This window comes from Clostridioides difficile ATCC 9689 = DSM 1296, assembly GCF_001077535.1.
Classification (GTDB): domain Bacteria; phylum Bacillota; class Clostridia; order Peptostreptococcales; family Peptostreptococcaceae; genus Clostridioides; species Clostridioides difficile.
Genome location: NZ_CP011968.1, coordinates 1,465,541 through 1,489,923, shown reverse-complemented (window position 1 = coordinate 1,489,923; position 24,383 = coordinate 1,465,541). Strand labels below are relative to the sequence as shown.

29 protein-coding genes are annotated in these 24,383 nt (G+C 27.5%); 9 read left to right on the top strand and 20 right to left on the bottom strand.

From position 1 onward, the window contains the following. Window positions 1–565 precede the first annotated feature (565 nt). Window positions 566–1,195, top strand: a complete 630-nt coding sequence (locus CDIF1296T_RS07305; RefSeq protein WP_003438469.1) for a GntR family transcriptional regulator — start codon at window positions 566–568, stop codon at window positions 1,193–1,195. 113 nt (window positions 1,196–1,308) lie between these two features. Here CDIF1296T_RS07305 and glpK read toward each other — a convergent pair whose 3' ends face one another. Beyond that, the gene (glpK, locus tag CDIF1296T_RS07300) at window positions 1,309–2,823 is read right to left on the bottom strand and encodes a glycerol kinase GlpK (RefSeq protein WP_009893012.1); all 1,515 of its coding nucleotides are present in this window, start codon (window positions 2,821–2,823) and stop codon (window positions 1,309–1,311) included. Window positions 2,824–3,066: 243 nt separating this feature from the next. Here glpK and CDIF1296T_RS07295 point away from each other — a divergent pair, with 243 nt between their 5' ends. From CDIF1296T_RS07295 to CDIF1296T_RS07285, 3 genes are all read left to right on the top strand, one after another. Beyond that, window positions 3,067–3,609, top strand: a complete 543-nt coding sequence (locus CDIF1296T_RS07295) for a TetR/AcrR family transcriptional regulator (RefSeq protein WP_009896285.1) — start codon at window positions 3,067–3,069, stop codon at window positions 3,607–3,609. 4 nt (window positions 3,610–3,613) lie between these two features. Beyond that, window positions 3,614–6,115: an MFS transporter gene (locus tag CDIF1296T_RS07290; RefSeq protein ID WP_224213935.1), complete on the top strand. Its 2,502-nt coding sequence runs from the start codon at window positions 3,614–3,616 to the stop codon at window positions 6,113–6,115. Window positions 6,116–6,535: 420 nt separating this feature from the next. Beyond that, complete coding sequence (locus CDIF1296T_RS07285; protein WP_009889162.1) at window positions 6,536–6,934, top strand: helix-turn-helix domain-containing protein; 399 nt, start codon at window positions 6,536–6,538, stop codon at window positions 6,932–6,934. Window positions 6,935–7,150: 216 nt separating this feature from the next. Here CDIF1296T_RS07285 and CDIF1296T_RS07280 read toward each other — a convergent pair whose 3' ends face one another. Together CDIF1296T_RS07280 and CDIF1296T_RS07275 are read right to left on the bottom strand one after the other, a co-directional pair. Further along, window positions 7,151–7,360, bottom strand: coding sequence for a hypothetical protein (locus CDIF1296T_RS07280; RefSeq protein WP_009889160.1), 210 nt, complete (start codon window positions 7,358–7,360; stop codon window positions 7,151–7,153). Window positions 7,361–7,391: 31 nt separating this feature from the next. Further along, on the bottom strand, window positions 7,392–7,601 hold the full coding sequence (locus tag CDIF1296T_RS07275; RefSeq protein ID WP_003428146.1) for a helix-turn-helix transcriptional regulator: 210 nt from the start codon (window positions 7,599–7,601) through the stop codon (window positions 7,392–7,394). A gap of 298 nt (window positions 7,602–7,899) precedes the next feature. Between CDIF1296T_RS07275 and CDIF1296T_RS07270 the strand changes: the two genes are divergently transcribed. Beyond that, window positions 7,900–8,319, top strand: a complete 420-nt coding sequence (locus CDIF1296T_RS07270; RefSeq protein WP_003438466.1) for a helix-turn-helix domain-containing protein — start codon at window positions 7,900–7,902, stop codon at window positions 8,317–8,319. A gap of 227 nt (window positions 8,320–8,546) precedes the next feature. After that, a complete protein-coding gene (locus tag CDIF1296T_RS07265; RefSeq protein WP_003419674.1) occupies window positions 8,547–9,002 on the top strand; it encodes a hypothetical protein in 456 nt (151 codons plus the stop codon). A gap of 155 nt (window positions 9,003–9,157) precedes the next feature. On the opposite strand, the gene CDIF1296T_RS07260 is transcribed toward CDIF1296T_RS07265, so the two are convergent. From CDIF1296T_RS07260 to CDIF1296T_RS07190, 15 genes are all read right to left on the bottom strand, one after another. Further along, window positions 9,158–9,970 carry a phage tail protein gene (locus CDIF1296T_RS07260; protein WP_009896280.1) on the bottom strand — a complete coding sequence of 271 codons (813 nt, stop codon included), beginning with the start codon at window positions 9,968–9,970 and terminating at the stop codon, window positions 9,158–9,160. A 1-nt stretch (window position 9,971) separates the two neighbouring features. Then, on the bottom strand, window positions 9,972–10,589 hold the full coding sequence (locus CDIF1296T_RS07255) for a putative phage tail protein (protein WP_009896278.1): 618 nt from the start codon (window positions 10,587–10,589) through the stop codon (window positions 9,972–9,974). Then, window positions 10,589–11,638: a baseplate J/gp47 family protein gene (locus CDIF1296T_RS07250; RefSeq protein WP_009896275.1), complete on the bottom strand. Its 1,050-nt coding sequence runs from the start codon at window positions 11,636–11,638 to the stop codon at window positions 10,589–10,591. The genes CDIF1296T_RS07255 and CDIF1296T_RS07250 overlap by 1 nt, the downstream gene beginning before the upstream one ends. Beyond that, entirely contained in the window at window positions 11,631–12,062 is a 432-nt protein-coding gene (locus CDIF1296T_RS07245) for a DUF2634 domain-containing protein (protein WP_009896273.1), read from the bottom strand. The genes CDIF1296T_RS07250 and CDIF1296T_RS07245 overlap by 8 nt, the downstream gene beginning before the upstream one ends. Continuing rightward, a complete protein-coding gene (locus tag CDIF1296T_RS07240) occupies window positions 12,062–12,388 on the bottom strand; it encodes a DUF2577 family protein (protein ID WP_009896271.1) in 327 nt (108 codons plus the stop codon). Before CDIF1296T_RS07240 ends, CDIF1296T_RS07245 begins: the two co-directional genes overlap by 1 nt. Window positions 12,389–12,401: 13 nt before the next feature. Beyond that, window positions 12,402–14,081, bottom strand: coding sequence for a C40 family peptidase (locus tag CDIF1296T_RS07235; protein WP_418658140.1), 1,680 nt, complete (start codon window positions 14,079–14,081; stop codon window positions 12,402–12,404). A gap of 106 nt (window positions 14,082–14,187) precedes the next feature. Next, complete coding sequence (locus CDIF1296T_RS07230) at window positions 14,188–14,610, bottom strand: hypothetical protein (protein WP_009896267.1); 423 nt, start codon at window positions 14,608–14,610, stop codon at window positions 14,188–14,190. Next, window positions 14,610–16,940, bottom strand: coding sequence for a hypothetical protein (locus CDIF1296T_RS07225; protein WP_009896266.1), 2,331 nt, complete (start codon window positions 16,938–16,940; stop codon window positions 14,610–14,612). Before CDIF1296T_RS07225 ends, CDIF1296T_RS07230 begins: the two co-directional genes overlap by 1 nt. Then, window positions 16,940–17,107: a hypothetical protein gene (locus CDIF1296T_RS07220; protein WP_009896264.1), complete on the bottom strand. Its 168-nt coding sequence runs from the start codon at window positions 17,105–17,107 to the stop codon at window positions 16,940–16,942. The genes CDIF1296T_RS07225 and CDIF1296T_RS07220 overlap by 1 nt, the downstream gene beginning before the upstream one ends. A 26-nt stretch (window positions 17,108–17,133) precedes the next feature. Beyond that, window positions 17,134–17,580 (bottom strand): phage tail assembly chaperone, encoded by a 447-nt coding sequence (locus CDIF1296T_RS07215; protein ID WP_009889139.1) that lies wholly within the window; start codon window positions 17,578–17,580, stop codon window positions 17,134–17,136. Between the two features lie 113 nt (window positions 17,581–17,693). Next, window positions 17,694–18,122 (bottom strand): phage tail tube protein, encoded by a 429-nt coding sequence (locus CDIF1296T_RS07210; RefSeq protein ID WP_009896262.1) that lies wholly within the window; start codon window positions 18,120–18,122, stop codon window positions 17,694–17,696. A gap of 13 nt (window positions 18,123–18,135) precedes the next feature. Continuing rightward, entirely contained in the window at window positions 18,136–19,200 is a 1,065-nt protein-coding gene (locus tag CDIF1296T_RS07205; RefSeq protein WP_009896260.1) for a phage tail sheath subtilisin-like domain-containing protein, read from the bottom strand. A gap of 4 nt (window positions 19,201–19,204) precedes the next feature. Further along, complete coding sequence (locus CDIF1296T_RS07200) at window positions 19,205–19,648, bottom strand: phage tail terminator family protein (RefSeq protein WP_009896258.1); 444 nt, start codon at window positions 19,646–19,648, stop codon at window positions 19,205–19,207. Between the two features lie 248 nt (window positions 19,649–19,896). Continuing rightward, window positions 19,897–20,337 (bottom strand): hypothetical protein, encoded by a 441-nt coding sequence (locus tag CDIF1296T_RS07195; RefSeq protein WP_003428183.1) that lies wholly within the window; start codon window positions 20,335–20,337, stop codon window positions 19,897–19,899. Window positions 20,338–20,441: 104 nt separating this feature from the next. Next, window positions 20,442–20,639: a helix-turn-helix transcriptional regulator gene (locus tag CDIF1296T_RS07190; protein WP_003419641.1), complete on the bottom strand. Its 198-nt coding sequence runs from the start codon at window positions 20,637–20,639 to the stop codon at window positions 20,442–20,444. A 168-nt stretch (window positions 20,640–20,807) separates the two neighbouring features. On the opposite strand from CDIF1296T_RS07190, the gene CDIF1296T_RS07185 reads away from it, so the two are divergent. From CDIF1296T_RS07185 to CDIF1296T_RS07170, 3 genes are all read left to right on the top strand, one after another. Next, complete coding sequence (locus CDIF1296T_RS07185) at window positions 20,808–21,128, top strand: XRE family transcriptional regulator (RefSeq protein WP_003428185.1); 321 nt, start codon at window positions 20,808–20,810, stop codon at window positions 21,126–21,128. Window positions 21,129–21,209: 81 nt separating this feature from the next. Then, entirely contained in the window at window positions 21,210–21,716 is a 507-nt protein-coding gene (locus CDIF1296T_RS07180) for an ImmA/IrrE family metallo-endopeptidase (protein WP_003428186.1), read from the top strand. A 700-nt stretch (window positions 21,717–22,416) separates the two neighbouring features. Beyond that, window positions 22,417–23,172 (top strand): peptidylprolyl isomerase, encoded by a 756-nt coding sequence (locus tag CDIF1296T_RS07170; protein ID WP_009889131.1) that lies wholly within the window; start codon window positions 22,417–22,419, stop codon window positions 23,170–23,172. Window positions 23,173–23,314: 142 nt separating this feature from the next. Here CDIF1296T_RS07170 and CDIF1296T_RS07165 read toward each other — a convergent pair whose 3' ends face one another. Further along, window positions 23,315–23,743, bottom strand: a complete 429-nt coding sequence (locus CDIF1296T_RS07165) for a CBS domain-containing protein (protein ID WP_009889129.1) — start codon at window positions 23,741–23,743, stop codon at window positions 23,315–23,317. A 420-nt stretch (window positions 23,744–24,163) separates the two neighbouring features. Further along, on the bottom strand, window positions 24,164–24,364 hold the full coding sequence (locus CDIF1296T_RS07160) for a cold-shock protein (RefSeq protein WP_003419624.1): 201 nt from the start codon (window positions 24,362–24,364) through the stop codon (window positions 24,164–24,166). Between the last annotated feature and the right edge of the window lie 19 nt (window positions 24,365–24,383).

Here is a 24,383-nt window from a genome sequence, read left to right as displayed (position 1 = left end):
ATTTTGATAGAATAAGTAGTTTTAATTTTTAAATTTTGTTTATTTTATATATTGCATGAAATATTTTATCACTTGTATTCAATTTTATTTTTGCAACTATTCTATTGCATTTAATTAATATAATTTTACCATTTAAGGAATATTTTTGCAATTATTTTAATTGAACATTCATTTGTATTTCTTTTTCAAAAAATCTTTTTACCATTTTTTAGTTAATAATTAATTATTTTCACTTAAAATAAGGGCCTTAACCTTCATTTTTAAAGTATTTTTCATTTTTAATCACTTTATATGCAAGACAGAATCATTTTTCTTCATTCATTTGTTTCTTTCATCTATATAATTATCATTCTTTGTAAGTAAAATATCTTTATATTTTTATAATTAATTCTTTATATAGTTTTAAGTATAATAAAATCATGTATACTAAATGCATGTTAAAATATTATTTTAAAACATGCACAATATTTGTACATATTGTAGACATATAAACCTATAAATTATACAATAGTATTGTTAAGATTATATATTTTTTTAACATAAATTTTGTATTGGGGGAAAAACAATGGATAAAAACTATACGATGCCAATATACCAAAAAATAGCGTTGGATATTGCAAATAAAATATACACGGGTGAAATACAAGAGGATTCAGTACTATTTGGACGCTCTGTTTTGGCTGGTAAATACAATGTATCTCCAGAAACGATAAGAAGAGCTGTCAAAATTTTAGAGGACATTGGCGTTGTTAAAAGCATAAAGGGTAAAGGTGTTATTGTACTATCTCCAGACAAAGCTTCTTCTTTTATAAAAAAATATAGAGATATTACAAATATATCATCATATAAATCAACACTTTATAATTTAATAGATACTAAATCTAATTTAGAAAATGAAATATTAGATACTATAAATAAAATTTTAGACTATTCTAACAGACTTGAAATAATCAATCCTTTAGTGCCCGTTCAGTTCACCATAAATTCTAATTGCAAATATATTGGTCAAACAGCTGCACAAACTAAATTTTGGCAAAATACAGGTGCTACAATAGTTGCAATTAAAAGAGGTGAAGAACTTATAATATCTCCTGGACCATATATTGAATTTTTAGAAGGAGACATTCTCTTAGTAGTTGGTGACCAACACATTTACAATTCTATACCAATGTTTTTATATGAAAACGAAAAATAAATTATATAATTTAGTGTGATTATATAAAAATGCAAGATTAACAACAAAAAAAGAGCTTCATATTTTACATAAAGCTCTTTTTAAATTCAAATAAATTTAACTTTGATTAATTTTTAAATATCCAATTCATCTTCTTTTTCCCAGCTTAAAGCTCTCGATACAGCTTTTTTCCATCCTTTATATAATTTACATCTCTTCTCTTCACTCATATTTGGATTAAACTCTTTTTCTACTGACCACTTTGAAGTAATTTCATTTCTTCCAATATAGAATCCAACAGACAACCCTGCTAAATAAGCAGCTCCTAAAGCTGTAGTTTCTACTATTTTGGGTCTATCTATATCTACATTTAATATATCTGATTGAAATTGCATTAAAAAATTATTATTACTTGCTCCACCATCAACTTTTAATGATTTTAGTTTTAATTTTGAATCGTTTTGCATTGCTTCTAAAACATCCTTTGTCTGATAAGCAATTGATTCCAATGTGGCTCTTACTATATGTTCTTTTTTTGCTCCTCTTGTAAGTCCTAAAATTGAACCCCTAGCATACATATCCCAATATGGAGCTCCAAGACCTGTAAATGCTGGCACTACATATACACCATTAGTATCCTCTACCCTATTTGCATACATTTCACTATCTTTTGCAGATTCAATTATCTTTAATTCATCTCTAAGCCATTGAACAGATGCTCCTCCAATAAATATACTTCCTTCTAATGCATATGTTACTTTTCCATCAACTCCCCAAGCAATTGTTGTAAGTAACCCATGCTTAGATTTAACTATGTTACTGCCTGTATTCATAAGCAAGAAACAACCCGTTCCATAAGTATTTTTTGCAGTACCTTCTTCAACACAATTTTGACCAAATAATGCTGCTTGTTGGTCTCCAGCACATCCCGCAATAGGTATTTTAGCTCCTGATAACATGCGCTCATCTGTATGACCATAAACATAGCTAGAAGGTTTTACTAATGGCAACATGCTTATTGGTATGTCCAATTCTCGTAATATATCCTCATCCCATTCTAAATCATTTATATTGTACATCATTGTTCTAGATGCATTTGAGTAATCTGTTACATGTACTTTTCCACGAGTTAAATTCCATATTAACCATGTATCTATAGTTCCAAATAATAACTCTCCTTGTTCTGCTTTTTCCCTAGCTCCTTCTACATTATCTAATATCCATTTTACTTTTGTTGCTGAAAAGTATGCATCTATTAAAAGACCTGTTTTTTCTTTTATTGATTCTTCCAATCCTTTATTTTTAAGTTCATCACATATTTCTGACGTTCTCCTACACTGCCATACTATTGCGTTATAAATAGGTTTACCAGTATACCTACTCCAAACAACCGTAGTCTCTCTTTGATTAGTTATCCCTATTGAAGCAATTTCTTCTGGTCTTATACCTGCTGTTTCTATAACTTCTCTCATTACCCCACTTTGTGACCCCCATATTTCCATAGGATCATGCTCTACCCATCCAGCTTTTGGATAAATTTGATTGAACTCTTTTTGTGCAATTTTCACTATTTCGCCTTTTTTATTAAATAGTATAGCTCTTGAACTGGTTGTTCCTTGGTCTAATGCCATTACATACTTCTTTTCCATCACCATATTCTCCTTATCATATAATATTTAATTTATTAAAAAGAAAAATTTAATATCACATATTTCAATAAATAATCATACTTAAGTACAAATTTAATATAATAGATATTTAGTAAGAAGACACTTATTTTCTATCATATCTATATAATAATATTATACATTATAGCTTACATATTGATTAATAAATTTTAAAGGAGTATAATAAACAGTGTTCATAATAATTTTAATAAAAGAGGTGGTAATATGCCAAAGATTTTAGAAAATGTAAAAGAAGATATATTAAAAGTGTCTCGGGATATGATTTTAGAAGAAGATTACTCGTATATTAGCATAAGGAAAATAGCTCAAAGGTGTGGTATAAGTGCAGGTACAGTGTATAATTACTTTAATTCAAAACAAGAAATAATAGAATATATCACAAAATCTGAATGGGATTTATTGATAAGGCGAATTGAATACTCCAATAAAAACACTGAAGATTACATAAAAAAACTAAACATTATTTTTACTGAAATAAGAAATTTTATAAACAAAGTTCATAATATCCAATACAATGACTTTTTAAACACTTTTGAAACAGAGAGATTTTTTGAAATGAAAAAACACAAAGACGACTTTCATGAACAGCTTTCAAATAAAGTATATGAAGCTTTAGAAAAAGAAAGTTTTTTTAATAATGACAAATTAGTATGCAATATCATAATAAAAATGTTTTTTTCATATTCAACATATCTTCATATAGAATTTGAAGATTTAAAACCCTATATTGAAAAATTAATACATTAAGGTGGTGTTTACCTTGAATCATAATACTAGTATTAAGAACAAGGACAGTAATCCAAAAATATTTTTAGTACTTACACTTTATCTATTAGGTATATTTATGGGAGCTATTGATACTGGAATAGTATCACCAGCAAGAACGATTATACAAAATAGCCTTGGAGTAAATGAAAAAACGGGAATTTGGATGATTACCATATACACATTAACATACGCTTCTGTAATTCCTATCTCTGGAAAATTAGCAGATAAAATAGGAAGAAAATATGTGTATCTAGTTAGTATATTTCTATTTGGTAGTGGTTCATTAATATGTGGATTATCATCACTATTTTCCAATTTCTATATTTTATTAATTGGTCGTGTTATTCAAGCAATTGGTGGTGGTGGAATCATGCCAATTGCTACAGCAGAATTTGGAACTACCTTCCCAGAAAATAAAAGAGGCATGGCTTTAGGTTTAGTTGGGGCAACATATGGTATTGCCAATATTTTAGGTTCAAGCATTGGTAGCACAATTCTAAGTATCTTTGGAACTCAAAATTGGAAGTGGCTATTTTTTGTAAATCTTCCAATTTGTTTAATCATACTTATTGGTGGAGTTTTCTGTATTAAAAACAATAAGTCTGAATCTAAAGAAAAAATAGATAAGCTTGGTACATTGATGTTGATATGTATAATCGTATCACTATTATATGGTCTTATGAATATAGACTTTTTTAATTTTAAAAATTCTATACAAGATATATCAGTTTATCCATACTTATTGACATTTATTGTACTTATACCTATTTTCATATTTATTGAAAATAGAGCTAAAGACCCTATTTTAAGCTTTGAATATTTTTTAAATCCGAGAATATTGATAGTACTTATTTTATCTTTAATTGTTGGTATTGGAATGATGGGTATGGTATTCGTTCCACAGTATGCTGAAAATGCATTAAAGATAAATGCTGGTTCTGGGGGATATTTTGTAGCTATATTGGGATTATTTGCAGGTATTGCTGCTCCTTTAAGCGGAAGACTTATTGACAAATTTGGGGCAAAAAAAATACTATTACTAGGATTTTCTGTATCTATGATAGGTTCTCTTTACCTAGTTTTAATTGCTCTAAAAACCAATACTGTATTTAGTGTATGTGTAAGTTTAATATTTATGGGATTAGGAATGGGATTTACTATGGGAACTCCTCTAAACTATATGATGTTATCAAATACAAGATTAGAAGAATCTAATTCAGCACTTGCAACATTATCCTTGATACGCTCAATTGGTACTTCAATTTCTCCAGCTATAATGATTGGATTTATAGCACATGCAGGATTATCTGTGCAAGATAATATTATGGACTTAGTTGGAAAGCCCTCAACTCCTAAAATAGTTCAACTTGAAGAACTTGAAAACATGATAGATGACTTAAAATCAGACCCTGAAATGGCAAAAAATTTAAAAAATGTCTCTATCCCAAATATGAATGATACTTCAAATATAAATATGGACATGACAGGTGGCAAACTTCCAAAATCCTTACTTAATAAAGTTCAGTCAGCAGATACAACCAACATTACCAATATAACAAAAGAAATATCAACAACAATGTTTGATGAAAAAGTTCCATCTATAATTACTAAAATACAGAAAAATGTACAAAAAGGAATAGATGGAACACAAAGTGGAATAAACGGTATTGAAGATGGTGAAAATAAACTAAATAGTGGTATTAAAGGAGTTCAAACTGGTATTGACAATATGGTAAAAGCTAGAGCTGGTATTAATCAAGGAATAGATGGTGTAAAAAAAGGTATTGCTGGTGTTGACAAAGGTATAAAAGGTATGGAACAAGGTCTTGAAAAACAAGATGAGGCCATCAAGGAACTTACAACTGCTTATAATAAAATACCTACTACAGAAAAAACTCCTACTGATAACGAAAATAACTCAAATGAACAAAACCAGAGTAATACCAGTAATTCTGAATCAGATGACACTAAGAATGATTCTACAGAAAATAAGAATAACAATTCCAGCGAGAATAAACCAAATGTAAATGAACAAAAAGAAAGTTTAAATGCTCAAATACAGCAACTAAAAAAGACAAGAGATGACTTAAATACAAAGTTACAAAAAAATAAAACTCAAAAGAACGAATTAAGTAAAAAACTAAGATCAATGGAATCTCAAAAGAAAGAGCTACAAAGCAAGTTAAATAATTCTATAAGCCAAAAGAAAGACATGGAAAAAAGCCTTGATACAATGCAACAGCAAAAAAAATCACTCCAAGCAGTTTTAGCAAAGACACAAGAGGTAAAAACTGAAATACCAAAGGCTTTTGATAAATCAAAATTGGATTATATAAATTCCATAGAAAATAATAGAACAAAAATAGAAAATACACTACAATCTACTCTAAACTCAGGATTTAAACAGATGTATATAACAGTATTCTGTGTAAATCTACTAGCATTTATAATATTATTGTTCTATAAAGAAAATAAAACTAGATAAAAGAGTGTTATAGTATTATATTGTAAATTTATCTTATTCTTAAATATTTTATTCTAAAGAATAAATTCATAAAATTTTTGTAATTGATTAATATAAATTACAATATAATACTATTTTTCTCTTAATCTTTTTCTCTTTTACAGACAATCAAAAAGCAATCTTAGTTTATCGAAATAAATTTATACAATCTATTCATACACCCCTTTACATTTTTATAACAATTAAACCTATTGTTATATATACAAATCAAAATAAACCATATATTTTCAACTATAATATGTTAAAATCATATTATGAGCATATTAATTTAAGCAAAATGTCATTTAGACTTTAATTTAGTAGTTTTATATTATAAATTTATATATTTTTAATTTTAAATGTCATTTAGACATTACTCATAAAAAGAAAGGAGTGTATTTTGTGGATACTTTAGGAAAAAGAATTGCTTATTTGAGAAACTCCAAAAAACTTACTCAGCGCAAACTTATGGATATTTTAAAATTTGAAAACTTAGGCAAGTATGAAACAGGAGATAGAAAACCTAATTGTGATATACTAATGTCAATAGCTGATTATTTTAATGTTACGACTGACTGGCTTCTCTATGGTAAAGAGAAGGTAAATGTCAATAGTAGTGTAAAAGAAGATAAAGAAGATTACTTACATGTTACTAATGATGAAATGATGATATTAAATCTATACAGACAACTAAACGAACGTGATAAAATAAAAATAGAAGGAATACTTGAACTTAAGATATCTGAATATAAAGACTTAAAAAAGCATTCCTCTAATAATAATGAAGATAAAATGGTTTAAACATACATAATTTGATACGATTTTACATCATCTATTAACCTTCTTTTTTTGTAGTATATTACTAAAATATGGATATTGGATTATTTAAAAACAAGTATAGTCTAATTTCAAGCACATTTATAATATTTAGATTATCTTATCCATATTTTAGTTTAAGTACTTTGAAAAATATAATACATCTCTATGTATAACTTAGATTCCTAAGAAATGCATTACTCATGTTTTTAATTCTTCCAACATCTTTCTATACACAATTGTACATCCTTCATAATTCCCCTCTTTAAGAAGGATTGAACATGTACTAGAATATTTAGTTAAAGTATTTAATCTTTCCATATTTAAGCTTTTTATATTACTGAGTGCTGTAATAAAATCATCAATTGCTCTACAACACTCTATAACCCCATCTGAATCCAATTTACACACAAGAATATTCACCTACTTTATATACTATTTATTAATCATCTTCTGAATATTCTATATTAAGTAATTGATAAATTGATGATTTATATTTTTTACCTGTTCTTCTTCCATTTAAAATAGCTGACAAATAGTTTTCATTAACACCTATTTTCTTCGCTAATTCCCTTTGAGTCATATTTAATTCAATAAGTCTTTGCTTGACTTGCACTCCCAAAAAAGGTATCCATTTTTTTCGAGCATCCATTTATCAACTTCCTTTCTAAGTGATTTATATTTACTTTTATATTATTTTAGCTTACACACCCCCTCTATTTAGTATATATTTTTAATATGTACACATATTAAGTATATAAATTTATTTAATACTAAATAAGATTTTTTGATTACTTTGTGCTAAAATTAGGATGTAAATTCGTATCATTAAGTTAATTATAAAGTCATTTTGACCTTAAGTCAATGGTTTTTATGTCATTTTGACCTTTAATTTGAAACTATTTACATCTTAAAAAGTCTTTTTGACATTAATTGAATGGAGAGTGTTTATGGATACTTTAGGAGAAAGAATTGTTTATTTGAGAAAAGCAAAAAACCTTAAACAATATGAACTAGAAGAAATGTTGGGCTGTGACAACTTAAGTAAATTTGAGAGAAACATTAGAAAACCAAATTATGAAATATTAAAATCTATAGCTGAGATATTTAATGTTTCAGTAGACTGGCTATTAAATGGAGATAATCTATCACATAAATCAGATTTAATTTGCGATTCCTCCTCAAACTATCCACTTAATAGCATAAACTCTAATGAAATAAAACTTTTAAACAACTTTAGAAAGTTAAATGATTATGATAAAGCCAAAATAGAAGGTATGATTGAATTAAAACTTCATGAATATGAAAAAGAGAAGGATTTAGGAAAAATTGAGTATAACAAAAATAAAGATGAGAAAATAGATAAATAATTTTTATGTTGCTTTTGATACGATTTTACATCATTTCTTTGTTCTAATATTTTTATTTCATTTATTTTCTTTTTTATAATTTTATGATAAAATAATTAGTATATTTTGCTTTACTTGAATGTAATTATTTATACAAAAGTCAAACATAATATAAATGTAGTAAATTTTTAGTTTCAAGTAATATCTCGTTATTATAACTAAATATTTATTAAAATTAGGAGGATAAAATGGGCTTAAGAGACAAATTCGCGCAATCATTTGCTAGATCAAAAACTATGAGTGGCCCTGAGAAAAAGGCTAATGAAATAATGGGTAAATTGCTTCTTAAGAAAGCTATATTACCTATCGTTTTAATGTTCGTGATAATAATCGCTGGAGCTATGCTTAAAATCAATTCTTGGGTTACACTTGGCATAAATTTAGTTATTGCTGTTGGTGCTTTCTTCTACATAAGAAATTCTAGTAAAAAGTATCAGAACTTTAAACCTTATGTTGGCAATTTGATTAGTTTAGAGAAAAAAGGTAAAAAAGAGTACGTTGCTATTATAAAACAAGGTAAGTTACCAGTTAAGTTACAAATAGCTTATGGTGGTGAAGACCTTGAACATGTTAAGAAAAATCAAATGGTTCAAATAAGTTATAATCCAGATGCTAAAATAGCTATTTTGGTTAATAGACAATAATTTAATAAAAAAAAAGAGTTGTCTTAAAATTGATTTTTCACAATCAAGTTTAAGCTCAACTCCTTTTTTAATTTTTATATGTTATTTTTATTACTTTTTTATTAATATCTCTAAGTTATAAAATTCCAGTCTATACAATATTCCATTTTTTATTTTTATATTGGTAACATATCTTTTATATCATTAATCAAACTAATTCTAGCAGTATTTACACTAGTACATAACTCATCTATAGCTCCTTGAACATTTGTAGCAGCAAGTTTACTTACTGTATTATCATAACTTGTTTTCTCTGCTGTTGTTTCTATGCTATCAAGACCTTCTTTTACCTCATTGACTGCATTTACAAGACTTGTTTTATCAGTTGTATTGAGTAGAGTTGTATCTCCTATTTTACTAGTGACATCTGTCTTAGTATTATCTATTTTAGTATTTAACTCTATTTTAGTAGTTTCTATACCACTTGTTAATGTTATTTTAGTTGTATCTATTTTTTTATCTAACTCTTGTATATCTTTTAAAGTTGCCAAGATGACAGTTGGGTCAACTTTTAAATTTACACTTGAAGTATTAGAAACTACCAATATAATTCTTATAATTAAATCTTTTACACTTCCAGAATCAGCAGTTGGTTTATAAGTTTCTGGATATTTAGATATAGCTATAAGCTTATTTTCTGAATCAAATATACCAACTTCTCTTATCATAAAACCGCCAATACTACCTGGTATTACAGTTTCTATAACTATCCAGTTAGAGTTGTCATCATCTATTTTTACATTACTTATATTGCCTTCCCAGACAACTTCTTTAAGAGATGTTTGTTCTTCTGTAGGACTATACTCACTTCCTCCACCATCTCCAAGTTGTAGTTTAACTAAATCTACTTTTTTACCAAGAGCAGTTGCATTTGCAATAGATGCTTTACCTGCTTTAGTTAAAAGTGTATAGTATTTTTGTTCTGCCAATTTATATCGCCTCCTGTTTAGGATATAAGATTACTTTTTCCATACTTCTATCATTTCCTGTAGAAATGGTTATCTCTCCAAATATCTCTATATTTGATGGTGTCCACGGATATACAGTAACAGTTTCTCCTGTATTTATAGCAGTTCCACAAAATAGTTCATTTTTATTTAACAAAATCATTTTAAATTTATGTTCCAGATGACATGGCTTTACATTTTCTAATACTTTATCCAACTCTACAATAGAATTATAACTACAATTATTAACTATAAACTCTAATATAAATATAAATTCATTGCTGAGTACTGTTACTTCAACATCAGTCTTTGTATAAGCTTCACAAATGTTTTTTATAACCTTCAATTTAGTTGTTCCTAAACTTCTCATTTTAGCCTTTATATTGCTTCTTCTAGTCTCATAATTTAAATCTTCATTATTTTGAATACACAATATACTTTCCCACATATCAAGACCCCATGTGGATGTATTGACAAACATTTGATTTATAGTATCATCTATATTTTCTTTTAATGAAGATAATTCACTATCATAAGAATCTTGTATTGCTTCAACCATATAATTTTTATAAAATGATGGTAGTTTATCAATTAATTTCATTAAACCTCCACCTCACTAAAATCTAAAGTTGTAACACTAGGTATTTTATCATCTTCAATAGTTATATTGTCTGTTGAGTTATTGACAAGTAAATTGCTTAAATCATGGACTCCAGAAGTACTTATTAGAATCCCCATGATTTTCGTGTATACAATTTCTCCTGTTATACTTCTAAAATATTGATTTATATTTTCTATAAAACTATTTTTTACCATATCTAAGGTATATCCACTTTCTAGCTCCATAGATGCACTTATAGTTATATTTAGTGGGATTGGAGTAGTTACTGTTAGTGTAGCTCCTATTGGCATTTCTTCCTCAATATGTTCTCTACACTTAGTTATTATTTCTTCTTCAACCGCTTGATTATTTTGTCCAAACAATAAAACCTTAACTGTCCCTGCTCCATTCCATCTTGGATATACTTTTGCATTATATACACCATCAACTTCTAAAGCCCATTCTTCATAATGTGCTTTATTCCCACTTGTTGCTTGATTTTTTTGTACTCTAAAAAACCTTTCTCTCAGTTCTTCATCAGTTTCAATTTCTGTACCACCTGAAAATTTATTTATATTTGTTATCTTTTCAATTCCAAATATATTATCATTTACCTTAAATTCACAATCAGATGGTAAATTATATCTAGTTCCAATTTCTAGTGCTTCGACTGGACTTATATTTCCTTCTTCACCACCAATGACAATATCCTTTATTACCACAAATGATAAATCTTTATAGGATATAATTGTTCCATTTGATATTTCAACACCATTTTCACCTATAAATTCTACTTCTCCAGTAGCCTCAGTACCCAATTTTCTATATACACCAAATTCATTCACTCTCTTATCTAATAATTGATTATAAGTGTCTTCAATAAAAGCCATTTTATATATGTTAGAAAGTTCAACATACATTTTTGAAAGTTCAAAGGTATTTCCAGAAACCATATCATTTAGAAAAGAACCTTCTCCTTTATACACATCTAAATTTATATTTTTAAGGGTTCTATTTTTTATTGTTTCATAAGTTTGATTACTATACATTTATTTCCACCTCCCCATAGATAGTGGATATTTTTATATATGCACCTAATATATCTTTTTTAAAATTAGTATTTACTACATCTACTTGTAAAATATATGGATTCATAAGCAAAGCTTCTTTTATATATCGAGATGCTTCACTTTCTGTAAGACCTTTACTATATTTTTGACCTATTAAATCAGTCAACTCTGTTCCATAATCATTTGAGTAAATCTCATGTTCATTTTTATTTGTTTTTATACACTTATATACCCAAACTTTTATAGCTTCATTTTTTTCAATAATCTTAAAATCTCCATTTTCTACTATTGGTTCATCTTTTTCAAAGTTCCATGCTACTTCACGAAATAACCCTAATTCCTCTTTTTTAGGAATTTCATAGTCCTCTGGAACACCTATAAAAGGAAATATTGTGTTAGACATTATAAACTCACCAACTTACTTATTATTGCAAATTTTTCTCCTACTTTAAACATAATAACTGTGTCACCTTTATCTAGTTGATTAGTGAGAGATTCATTTAATTCATGAGTATGGTTATTAGACTGTGTTATTATAAAGCTTTTTGTTGCTCTATCAAACAACCAATTATCTATAAGTAAATTGTCTTTATCTAAAACTATATTATTCATTGATACTTTTAAATCTGGCAATTTATTTATTATTTTTCCAACAAAAAAGGAAGGCTTATTATAATATTTCCCTTCCTTCCTTATTATTCCTATAAATTCATTTATTGAATTAGCCACTATACCACCTCTCTTATAAAAATCTTCTTGCTCCTACATAATTCTTAGAATAATAGCTTCCTTTTAGACTAGATATTTTAACCACATCACCAGTATGTGGAGAATGTATAAATTCATTGTTCCCAATTAATATACCAACATGATCTATAGTTCCTTTAGGTCCTTTTGAGGAAAAGAAAACTAAATCTCCTGGTTGCAAACTTTTCTTTTCTACTTGCTTTCCTACACTTCCTTGTGCTCTGGATACTCTAGGAATATTAATTCCTATTTTTTTATAACACCACTGAGTAAACCCACTGCAATCAAAAGTATTTGGTCCACTTGCTCCCCACACATATTTACATCCTTTTTTACCCTTAGCTATGCTAATTAATTCTTTTACCTTTCCTGTGAAATTTGTATATCCTGTTCCATCTCCAATAATTATAGTACCTTTTCTTCTTCCAAAATTATAACATTCTTTTTTACTAGACATTAATATATCTATTTTATAAATACCATTAACTACCTTAATAGCTCCTCCCCTATCTGTTACTGTATATGTTTTTCCATCTATATTTGTACCAGTGCCTTTTACTTGTATTTGTGTTTTAAACTTAAGCACTTCAGGAGCAGCACAAGTATTGTTAGATGGTACAAGCTTTTTGCCATCCATCTTTTGATATAAGCCACCTTCCATTGGATCATTTGATGGATAATATGCTGTAAATTCTGCTTTTACTTCTCTTCCATTTAATGCTCCATTACCACTTAAATCTGAAATTTCTTCTTTTTGTTCATCTTGCCCTACAGATTTTTCATCCATTATATTTTGAAAATTGAGTTCTAATTCAATCTGATAATCTCCATTTTGCCATGTATGTTTATCTGTATCTATATAGAATAATCCTACCAATTTTGTATACGAATCTTTTACCTTTACACCTCTACCAGTTATACAACTTGTATCTCCATATCCTTTTAGAGAACACGTTCTTTCAATTCCTTTAAACTCGTTTTCTATGTCTGTTGTACTATTTTCCTGTTGTTGTATGACTTTCTGCATTATCACATTTACTTCTTTAAATAAAGAATTATTAACTTTCTCACTAATTTTATTTCCATATTGGTCAACTAATAATACTTTATTCTTTACATTTTCCATACTTTCAGAAAAAGTCGTATTGATAAGATTAAATCCTTCTTCAAAGATGATATTTAATGTAACAGTTCCTTTCTCAATAATATTAAATTTATCAAGATTAGCCTCTATCATATACTTTTTCTTTGTAGTTTTGCTTGCTTCTGTGTAAGCACTCATTATAGTATCATATCCGTTTACAGATATAAACATTTTAGTATATTTTACATTAGTCTTTGGTATGTTTCCAATTGCAAGTTTGTTATCTGCAAATACTTGCTTTGCAATATCCTCTACTAACTTATCCTTAAAATTATAGGACACTTCACTTTGTAAAAGTAAAAATCCCATATCCTTGGCTGTAAAATTAATATTAACACTGCTTGAATCTTTAGATCTGTTAATTATCATCCCTCTAAAAAGTTCTTTTTCATCTACATAAAAGCAAACTGTGCTTGCTATTGGAATATCAATTTGTTGAAAATTAATATCAGAAGCTGACTGTACTATAGAAAATTCTAATGTTCTTGAAGGAGACTTATAATCTCCAGACCAAGAAACTGAATCTACTATATTACTTATATCATAGATATTTCCGTTTTTTATGTGTACCCAAATCTTTATAATAAAAAATCACCTACCTTTTTCTCTGATTTTGAGTAATTTTTTATAAATTGTACTACTTTTTAGGGTTTGCCCTTAGTATTTGAAGTCTCTTATATTCTCTTAAATCTAGTGAAAAGTACACATCTCTTGTACCATCTCTTTCTTCATAACTAAAACCTTCTATTATCACTTCCATATTTATATTTGTTTCTGTAACTGTAAATCTCAATATTAAACCTTCATTCATCCATCTTTGAATTTTATTTACACAATCATAAGGGGATGGAAATCCTTTATAATTACAAAAAGAATATTCTTTATTTGGGAAAAAACTAGATATATTAATACTTTTAAGAGCTACGCCTCCAAAAGTTGCTATTTCTCCAACTTTAAGTATATTTGATGAATTTATAGTTGATTTTCCATTTATACTTATTGATGGTGGTATAACTGGAAATCTAAATCTATCTTCAGCTTGTCTAAGCCACATTTCCATTATAAGACACCCCCTAACTGTGCCACTTGGATACTTGCAACTAATTTTGATGTTATCTTTTCTATATCAGCTTCTTCTCTAATCACTATTGTATCAGCTAACTTAGCTATGTTTATATTTCCACCATTTTTTCTGCTTCTATATTGATTTGCTTCTTGTTTAGTTAAAACCATTTCACCTTCATGAAGTCTGGTTTGATAGTCATTATAAGGAACATAGTTCAATCCAAATGCATTATTACCTTTCTTACTTGAATAAGCTTTACCAGAATCACCAGCCTTTGTTCCAGCATATGGATTATCTTTGTAATTTTTTTTACTCTTTTCCACTAGATTTAAAACTGTTCCTGTGATGCTTCCATTTTTTATCTTATTAATCATAGTTTGCCACCATTTGCATATATCTTTAACTATTTTACATACTTTATCTAATATGTTAAAAAAAGCTCCCAATATTGGCTCTATAATTTTCCATCCAGTTTCCAACAGAGGTCCTAAGGTCTCCCATACAGTTTTCCAAATAACACCCAGTGTCTCTATAAAATTGTTTATTTGAGGTGCGTATTCTCCCAAAAAGGTAAAAATTCTCATAATAATTGGACTAACAGCTTCTACAACAGGTCCAATCAGTTGAAAAACTGTTGTTACTACAGTCCCAAATATACTTATTATACCTTGTGCTACTGGTGATTTGTTATTTATACTATCTAATAATACATTAACTAGATTTACTACAGGAAGTAATGAATTTGTTAATGCAGTAAAATCAATATTTTGAACAAGCATCTGACTTGTATTACCTATTGATTGTGGTACATGTCCTAATGCTGTAGCTACCTGAGTTTCAATTGGATTTTGTTTATTTTCAGCAATTTTTTTCCCATTCATTACATCTGCAACTTTTTGAGAAAAACCACCTATTCCGCTTGGCACTTTTTCCAAAAATGAATTTATTTTTTTTAATCCACCTTCTAATATGCTGTCAAAAGGTTCAATCATACTGTTTAACCCCATATCAATATACGTGGATGCACTAGATAATAAGCCTGGAATGGTACCAGCCATTTCATTAGCTAATCCATTTTGCTTCTCTTTTATCCCCTCAAGTGCATCATCAAGTGTTTTATAATTTTCTCCAACTAAAGTATTAAGAGCATCCATATTACCTTTTGATGCACTTACAAAAGCTGCTGATACATCTTGATCACTACTAGTTTCCATATTTAAAGCTCTGACATTTACCATAGCCTGAGTTATATCTTTCGATTTATCAATCTTACCTCCACTAATCGTCATTGCCTTAGTACTCATTGAAATAACTTCACTAGGATCAAAAGGGCTTTTTAGTGCTATATCTTTTATTACATCATTATAATAATTATTAGCTTCAGATTTAGCTTCAATCTTATCCTTAACTCCTGTAGTTCTTTGAACAACATTAGTTAAAACAGCTTTTTGATTTTGACCTTTTCCTACTAAATCTACACCTTTTTTTACAGCTCCTCCTATTGAAAATCCATTAGTAATATCAGATATTTTATCTTTTATTCCTCCTAGTATACTACTAGCTTTATCTTTTATTGAAATAGCTCCAGTCCACATTCTTCCAGCAAATTGTTTTAATTTTGATAGTGTTCCTATTAAAACATTTTTAGCTAAATCTTTAACTGAAATAGAACTAATCCATTTACTATTTTTAATTTTATTTAATATATTTAAAGTGTTTTGAACAATATTATTTCCTTTAACACCCATTACTAAATTGCTATTAAAAACTTTATTTTTAAGTTCAGGTAATTTACCAGTAACTATTTTTTTAGAAGTATCTACTGTCTGAGTTTTAACTCGCTTAACAATATCTTGTACAGTTTTTATTTTTTCAGGTTTATCGCTTTTATTATTTTTAGATTCATTATTTTTTGCTTTTACATTTTTATGTGTATCTCTTCCTTTTTTACTATTTGCTACTTGTGATAATCTAACTAACTTACTTCTAGCATTTTCTGCACTTCTTCCAAGAGTTTCTAAGCCTTCACTAAAATCTTTATTTGATGAACCTGAATTATTCATACTTCCATTCATTTTTTCTATAGAATTACTTAAACTTTTTATACTACTAGTCATTTTTTTTATTGAAGAATTTATACTATTTATACTACTACTTGCACTAGCCATAGAACTCTTAATACTATTAGCCATTGTATTTACTGAAGGAGAAACAGATACAGTAACTCTTTTAAGGGCTTCCGTTACTGATATAATTTGATTCATCTTTGGAGTGTAATTATCTGTAATATACATATTTATACCTTCTTCTCTTACATTTCCCACTATATACCACCTCCTGTCAAAGGACAAACTCCATATCCATGCTTCATTTTTTCAACTTCTTCTTCAATTTCTAAGGCGAAAAAAGCTTCAATAAGCTTTAATTCGCCTTTATCCATTGTATAAAAAAGGGACGGTCTTATACCTTTTTTCTTCCAATAATAGTACATTATCGTAGTCTTGGTATCCGTCCCTATTAGTTTTTTACCTCTTCTATTACTGCATTTTTACCATAACCCATCACATCTTGAAGGATTCTATATAAGTTAGTAATTTCACCTGGTAATAATAGTTTTCTTGCCAATTCTTTTGGTGTTGGAGCCTTAAATTTATCCATTAGCTCCTTATTTTTAAATAAAAGCTTTCCATCCAAATCACAAACACCTTCTATAATTGTAAGCATCTGCATCTCTGGTAAGTCTATATCCGTTTTCATATTTTCATCAATTTTAAGACAAGTATTTTGTATCTCTTCATCTTTACTTATTGTTAAAGCTCTACACATTACTTTAAATTCCTGCCCAAATATAGTTGATAATCTCTTAAGTTCAACTATAGTACTTGGTCTTTCTAAGTTTTCTGTATCTGCATTTAAAAGTAAATCTACTATGTTTATATTTTTTGATAATCCATTTTCATTCATTATTATTTGCTCCTTTATCAATCAAATTCAATCAACTAACTTTTTTACTTATTAACTACCTGAATTTATTAAGTATATATCTACTAAATATCAGTATAAAACCAAATATAAAACTAAATTATGTCAAGAAAATCATACTCAGTAAATGTGAAAGGAGCTTCTATCTCTCCCTTTACTCCAACCTCCCAATCAGCTAAAGTTAAATCATCAAATGCTATATTTTTTACTGCTATTCTTTCTGCTCCATAAGAATCTGGGTCATTTAATTTAGATATAGCAACAAATCTAGGTTCAGAACCTCTCTTTATCTTTTCTCCAATTAACTTGTGCATTCTTGAACTAACATGGTATAGAGTTATTGAACCTTTTCCTTTATATCCCATATACTTTGTATCAGTACCCATTTGACCTGCTATTATAATATCCTCTTTTGTAAATTCCATCTTTGCTTGAAACTTCTTTACTTCTGCTACTTTATCTCCATCAAGCCAAAGTTCTCCCCAAGTACCACTCATTACATTTCTAGCTTCCATATTTGCCATATTAATAATCCTCCTATATCTCTATTGATAAATCTATATCTTCCATAGCATCTAACATCTTTATTTTTGCTTTTAAGAATACTTTTGAACCTGTATTTGCTTCTCTTATTTCTTGTTCTTTCATATTAGATATATCTATATTTTTAGATTTCAAATACTGTTTTTGGGCTTCTATGTCTATATCTACAAGTGAACCAACTTCTATTAATTCTTCCTTTTCTAATTCTTCTAAGTATTCCTTTATTGCCACTATTAGTATGCATTTATTATCATAACTATTAGGAACTCTACCTATATAGTCATCTATTATTACTTTCTTAATGTCATTATTTATAATATCTAAAGTGTCAACTATTTTTATTTTCTGGAACATTTCTCCTTTTTCTGCTGTTAATTCAGTTAAAGAATTTACTCCTCTAGCAATTCTTATAGCTCCTGCTTCTTTAATAAGTATAAGCTCTCCTTTATTAACCTTTGATTCTGCATCAACTTTCGTCATCTTAGGTATATCGACTACATCACTAAGTTTAGTATAAGTTACTGATTGACTTAAAGGTGTACCTGCTATAAGTCCAGCCACCCTACTTGTAAACTCATCAACACTGTATTTCTTTTCTCCAACTAACACATCTTCTGTAGTAAAATTAATTATCCCTTCATGATTTCCTACAACTTTTCCTAATACAGCTTTAACCTTAACCTTATCTATATCTCTAAGTTTAATTATCCAATTTTTTATAGCAGTCTTATCAGCTTCTACTGCTTTTGGCATACATAGATAATTAAATTCCTTAGTCTCTAAAAAATCTAATGCAGTTTGAATATCTGCTTCTCCTTCTATTACATAAACTAATAATTTATTTGGAGTGTTAACATTTCCCATCAAGGCTAAATTTATATATTCTTTATTTTCAGCAGATAAATCAACTGGTATATCCTCTTTTTCATGTATTTCATTAAGACCTAGTGCCTTAGCATCTTTAAGCACCATTGCAATTATTCCTCTAGCTGAACGTTCTTTAACAGTTGTAGCTAGCTCCTTAAATGATATGTTGATACTTGGTAATCCTATAGCCATACTATCACTCTCCTAAATTTAAATTGATTTCTTCCATATTTTCATATACTACATCTTCTTCATATACACTATCCAGATAGTTTAGTGTAAGTGTAAAGTTCAATACATAAATTGACTCTTCTTTTTTAATACTTTGTTCTAGCTTTGTTATATTTAATTTTCTGTCTGTTACCTTTATATTTCTGTTAAATAGCTTATTTAATTCATCTGAAACTTCATACATTCTAATACTCTTTGACTGTGGTTTTGGTAAGTATTTTATAGAGATAACAATATCTTTGTTATTCGTATTTAACATTACAGGTGTACAAATAACTGATAGTATACTTACAAAAAAACAAGACCCTTCAGAGCCTTGCACACTTTCATCATCAATAAAAATACTTTCAGTAAAGTTTTTTTTGAGAATCTCAATAATTGTTTCTAATATTTCCTTGTATTTAAGCAAATAATCACCACACTATCACTAAATATTCTTGCTTAATCTGATAATCTTACTATAAATGATATAAGTCATTTTTAAATATATATCTCATTTATTCCTGTCAAGTATCTTCTATATTTTTAGGTAATATTATTCTTTTCAATCTATCACCTCCTTCAATATGGATTTCTTTCACAATAACATTATCTCACATATTTTATTGCCTATTGTTGCAATGGTGTATATAAAGTGTTGTAAAATTGTCCTATTTTTTATAATATCTCACTCAATTTAAATATCATCTTTTTCTTTAAATTGTAGCAAGATGTTCTATCTAAGTGTAGTTTCATAGAAATATATGTCATATTGTTTTTTGTCTTACTATTATAAAAAAGATTAAAAAATTCCATTTCTATATCATTTAGACACGTTAGAGCATTTTCTATCTTCTCTTTTTCTATTTCTATATCTTCTTTTTCCATTTTTAATTTTCTTAATCTTTCCTCTCTTTTTAACACCTCATTTTCCACAGAAGAGCTTATGTTATATGTGTTACTAGTCTTTTCTGTATATACCATTGCTCCACATCCAGAGTATTCATTCTCACATCTTTTTATGTCCAAGTTAATATTCTTTATCTTTATATCCAAATACTTATAATTATGTAATCTTTTATCTGTTTCTTTAAATAATATATCTTTTTTGTTTTCCATAGTACTTCCCCTTTTTTATATACTTATTATTAGCCTCAAATTTACAATAATCTCTTTAGTGCACAGTTTTTTACTAATCTCATAGCTTTCAAGAACATATTGTTCTATAACTGTATAAAAAAAACTTCTTCTATATTTTGTTCTAAAATACTGGAAATCTTCTTAGCCATAAGAAGTCCAGGATTTTTTATGCCTCTTTCTATTTGAGATATATAATCATTTGTAATTCCAGCCTTTCTGGCAAGTTGAATTTGTGTCATACCTTTGCATTTTCTATAATATTTCAAGTTATTTTTAAACATTGTTTTATACCTCCATTACTATTAAGAATATTTTGTTCTTCTTCACTTAGATTATATAGAATTATTTGTTCTTTATCAATAGATTTTAGAAAAAAATATTCTTTTATATTTTATTAGTTTTATTTTTTAGAACAATTTGTTATAATCTATACATAAGGTGGTGTTATAATGTTTGCCAAAAGATTAAGAGAACTTAGAAAGGAATTTGGATTGACTCAAAGAGAACTTGGAGAAAAAGTAGGCGTTTCCCAAAGAGTCTTAGGCTACTATGAAACAGAAAACAGATTTCCTGATGAACACATTTTAAATAAATTGGCTGATGTATTTAATGTATCAGTTGATTACCTTCTTGGAAGAACCTTAGTTAAGGAAAATATTGATACAGTAGCTGCACATAGAAAAAATCCACATGAAGAGTTACCTGAAGAAGCACAAGAACAACTTAATGATTATATAGAATTTTTACTAAATAAATATAAAAAAAAATAAACCATATGATGAGCAGTCTATTTTTCTGCTCTTTTAATATAATTTAAAGGCAAACATACATTCTATTTTAGGGGGATTTTTATGAATAATTTGGATAAGCTTTTTGAATTAGCTTCTCAAGAAGAGATAATAATTCATTATACCACTTATATTGCAGGTGATTTAGAAGGACTATATATAAACAAACATGGTATTAAAATTATATCATTACTCAGTAATTTAAAACAAAACTCAAAAAAATTGACATCCATCTTAGCTGAAGAACTTGGACATCATTTCACTAGCCTTGGATACTATGTATCCTCTTATAACGATTATTATACAAAAATTATTATAGATAAGTGCGAAAATAAAGCCTTAAAATGGGCTTGTGAGTTCTTAATTACTGAAGAAGATATAATAAACATAATTAACTCTGGCATCACTTGCGTTTATGAAATGGCAGACATACTTAATGTGGATATTACTTTCTTTCAAAAAAGATTAGAATTTTTATCATTAAAAAAACAGTCTTTACAACTTGGAAATAATAAATATTTAATATTAACTAATTTGCCGTATTTCTACATATTTGATCCAATTTCATAATAAAAATAGTAGTAATTTTAACTGGCTTAACAGTAAAATCTATATATTTATTTTAACAAATTTTGGTTTCTATAAATTCAATATTAATATATAATAATGATATCATATTATTTAAAATTCTAAAAACAAATATATGCTTTTGTTAAGAAAGGTTGTTTGATGAATGTATAAAGAAAAGTTGTTTGATAATTATTTTAAGTTCTTAGCACTATTATTTTGGCCAATTATGTGGTATAAGTGGATAGTAATTTCAAATGGTACTCTTGAAAATATGTTATTTACCATATATGCAATCGTCGCAATTGTTTTCATCATTTTATATTCGGTGTTTATGATAAAATATAAAGACATTACACAAATAGATTTCTTTTACAGGATAAGTACTCTACTTGCTTTTATATTTACACTTTTTAGCTTTTTAATATACCCAAAGAGTTTATTTTTCTTGTATTTAAAGATTATTTTTACTGGAATATACCTTTATTATTCAATAGTAAAAACTCTTAAATTTAAAGATGACGAAGGTGTAGTGGGTATTATGAGCTCACTTTTATTAATTGTAATAACTTTGTTCTACTAAATTTAATTCTATTTGACTTAATATGGCTTTAAATATTAGACATCTACATTATTTTCTGATATTATTTAAGATGGTAGTCTTATATTAATAATGAAATACACTATGAAGGAGTTAACTATTATGGAAAAAAAAGTTTTAGCAACAGTTGGAGAAAAAGAGATAACTAATATTGATATTGAAAATGCATTAAAATCATTAGACCCTTATCAAGCTATGCAATTTAAAACTGAAGAAGGAAAAAAACACTTATTAAATGATTTAGTGAATCAAGAATTATTCTTCTTAGATGCTAAAGAAGAAAAATTAGATGAAGAAGAAATATTTAAATTAGAAATGAAAAAGATAGAAGAAAATGTATTAAAGCAATTTGCCATAAATAAAGTTTTATCTAGTGTTAATGTAACAGAAGATGAAAAAGTAAAATTCTTTGAAGCTAATAAGAGCTCTTTCTCTAAACCAGAAAGTGCAACTGCTAAACATATATTAGTAGATAGTGATGAAAAAGCTAAAGAAATACTTGCTCAAATAAAATCAGAAGAAATATCTTTTGAAGATGCAGCTCTTAAACATTCTTCTTGCCCATCTAAAGATATGGGTGGTGATTTAGGAACATTCGGTAGAGGACAAATGGTTCCTGAATTTGAAGAAGCTGTGTTCTCTATGGCTAAAGGTGAAGTAAGTGAACCAGTTAAAACTCAATTTGGATACCATATAATAAAATTAGAAGACCTTCAAGAAAGTACAGAGTCTACATTTGATGAAGTTAAGGCTGAAGTTGAAAAAAGTTTATTATATCAAAAACAAAATGAAGTTTATGGAAATAAGATAAATGCTCTTAATGCTAAGTACGGAAACCTTGTAAAATACAACGATTAATCATAAGGTCACATATAAAAAAGCTGTCTTTTCACAATATTTATTAGAAAAGACAGCTTTTTATATTAAAGTTTAAATATTCAGTTTCATATTATCATTCTTTTATTGTAAAGAACTCAGCTTAAAAGTTTAAATAAGATTTTTAATTATCATTAGCTAAATTTTTATATCCACGTATTATCTCATAACAGTAACCTATTACATCTCTTCTTTTTATTATCCCAATAAATGTGTCTTGGTCATCTATAACAGGAATGAAATTTTGATTTAAAGATTTTATAACTAAATCTTCAATATCTGCGTTGATGGAAACAGGAGAATTATCCATTTTTCTATTTATATCTGTCACTGGAACATCTTCCAATCCCTTTAAGTCCAGATTTAAATCATTTTTTAATGTCCATAAAAAATCACCTTCTGTTATAGTTCCAACATATTTACCATCCTTACTTATTATTGGAATTGCAGAGTATTTGTGATATTCCATTTTTTCTAGGGCTTGCCTTATAGTGTAGTCTTCATATATATATGCTACTTCACTTTTTGGTGTTAGAAAGAATAATATGTTCATTACACTACCCACCGTTACTGAAAACTTATAAATATTACTCAATATTTATAATGTTACTTTTTTGCAGTAACTTTCTCCTTTCTTATTTTCTAAGTATTCTTAATACTATACGCTGTAACAAGCGTTTTTCCTTTGCTCATTTTAATCTTATTATGCTTTATTAATATTTTTATATGGTCTATCAGTATCACTTATTCTCTTTTTAGAAAATTTACTAAAAATTAATTGACTTAAACTTAGCCATAATAATTTTACTCTACACTATTAATTTTAACATATTTATCTCATTATTAATGATTTTATTTTAATAATTTTAATTTATTTTGCTATTAATTTTATTTACAAAAACTGAAAAAACCGCTAAATGATTAGCGGCTTATCTCTCATATTACTAGAACACTAATATATATGAATTTTTAATTATAATCTAACTACGTTAGCAGCTTGAGGACCTTTAGCTCCATCTACTACTTCGAACTCAACGCTTTGTCCTTCTTCTAATGTTTTGTATCCATCTCCAGTTATAGCTGAGAAATGTACGAAAACATCTCCTTCACCTTCTACAGATATGAATCCAAATCCTTTTTCGTTGTTAAACCATTTAACTACACCAGTTTTCATTAATAAATCCTCCTAAAAA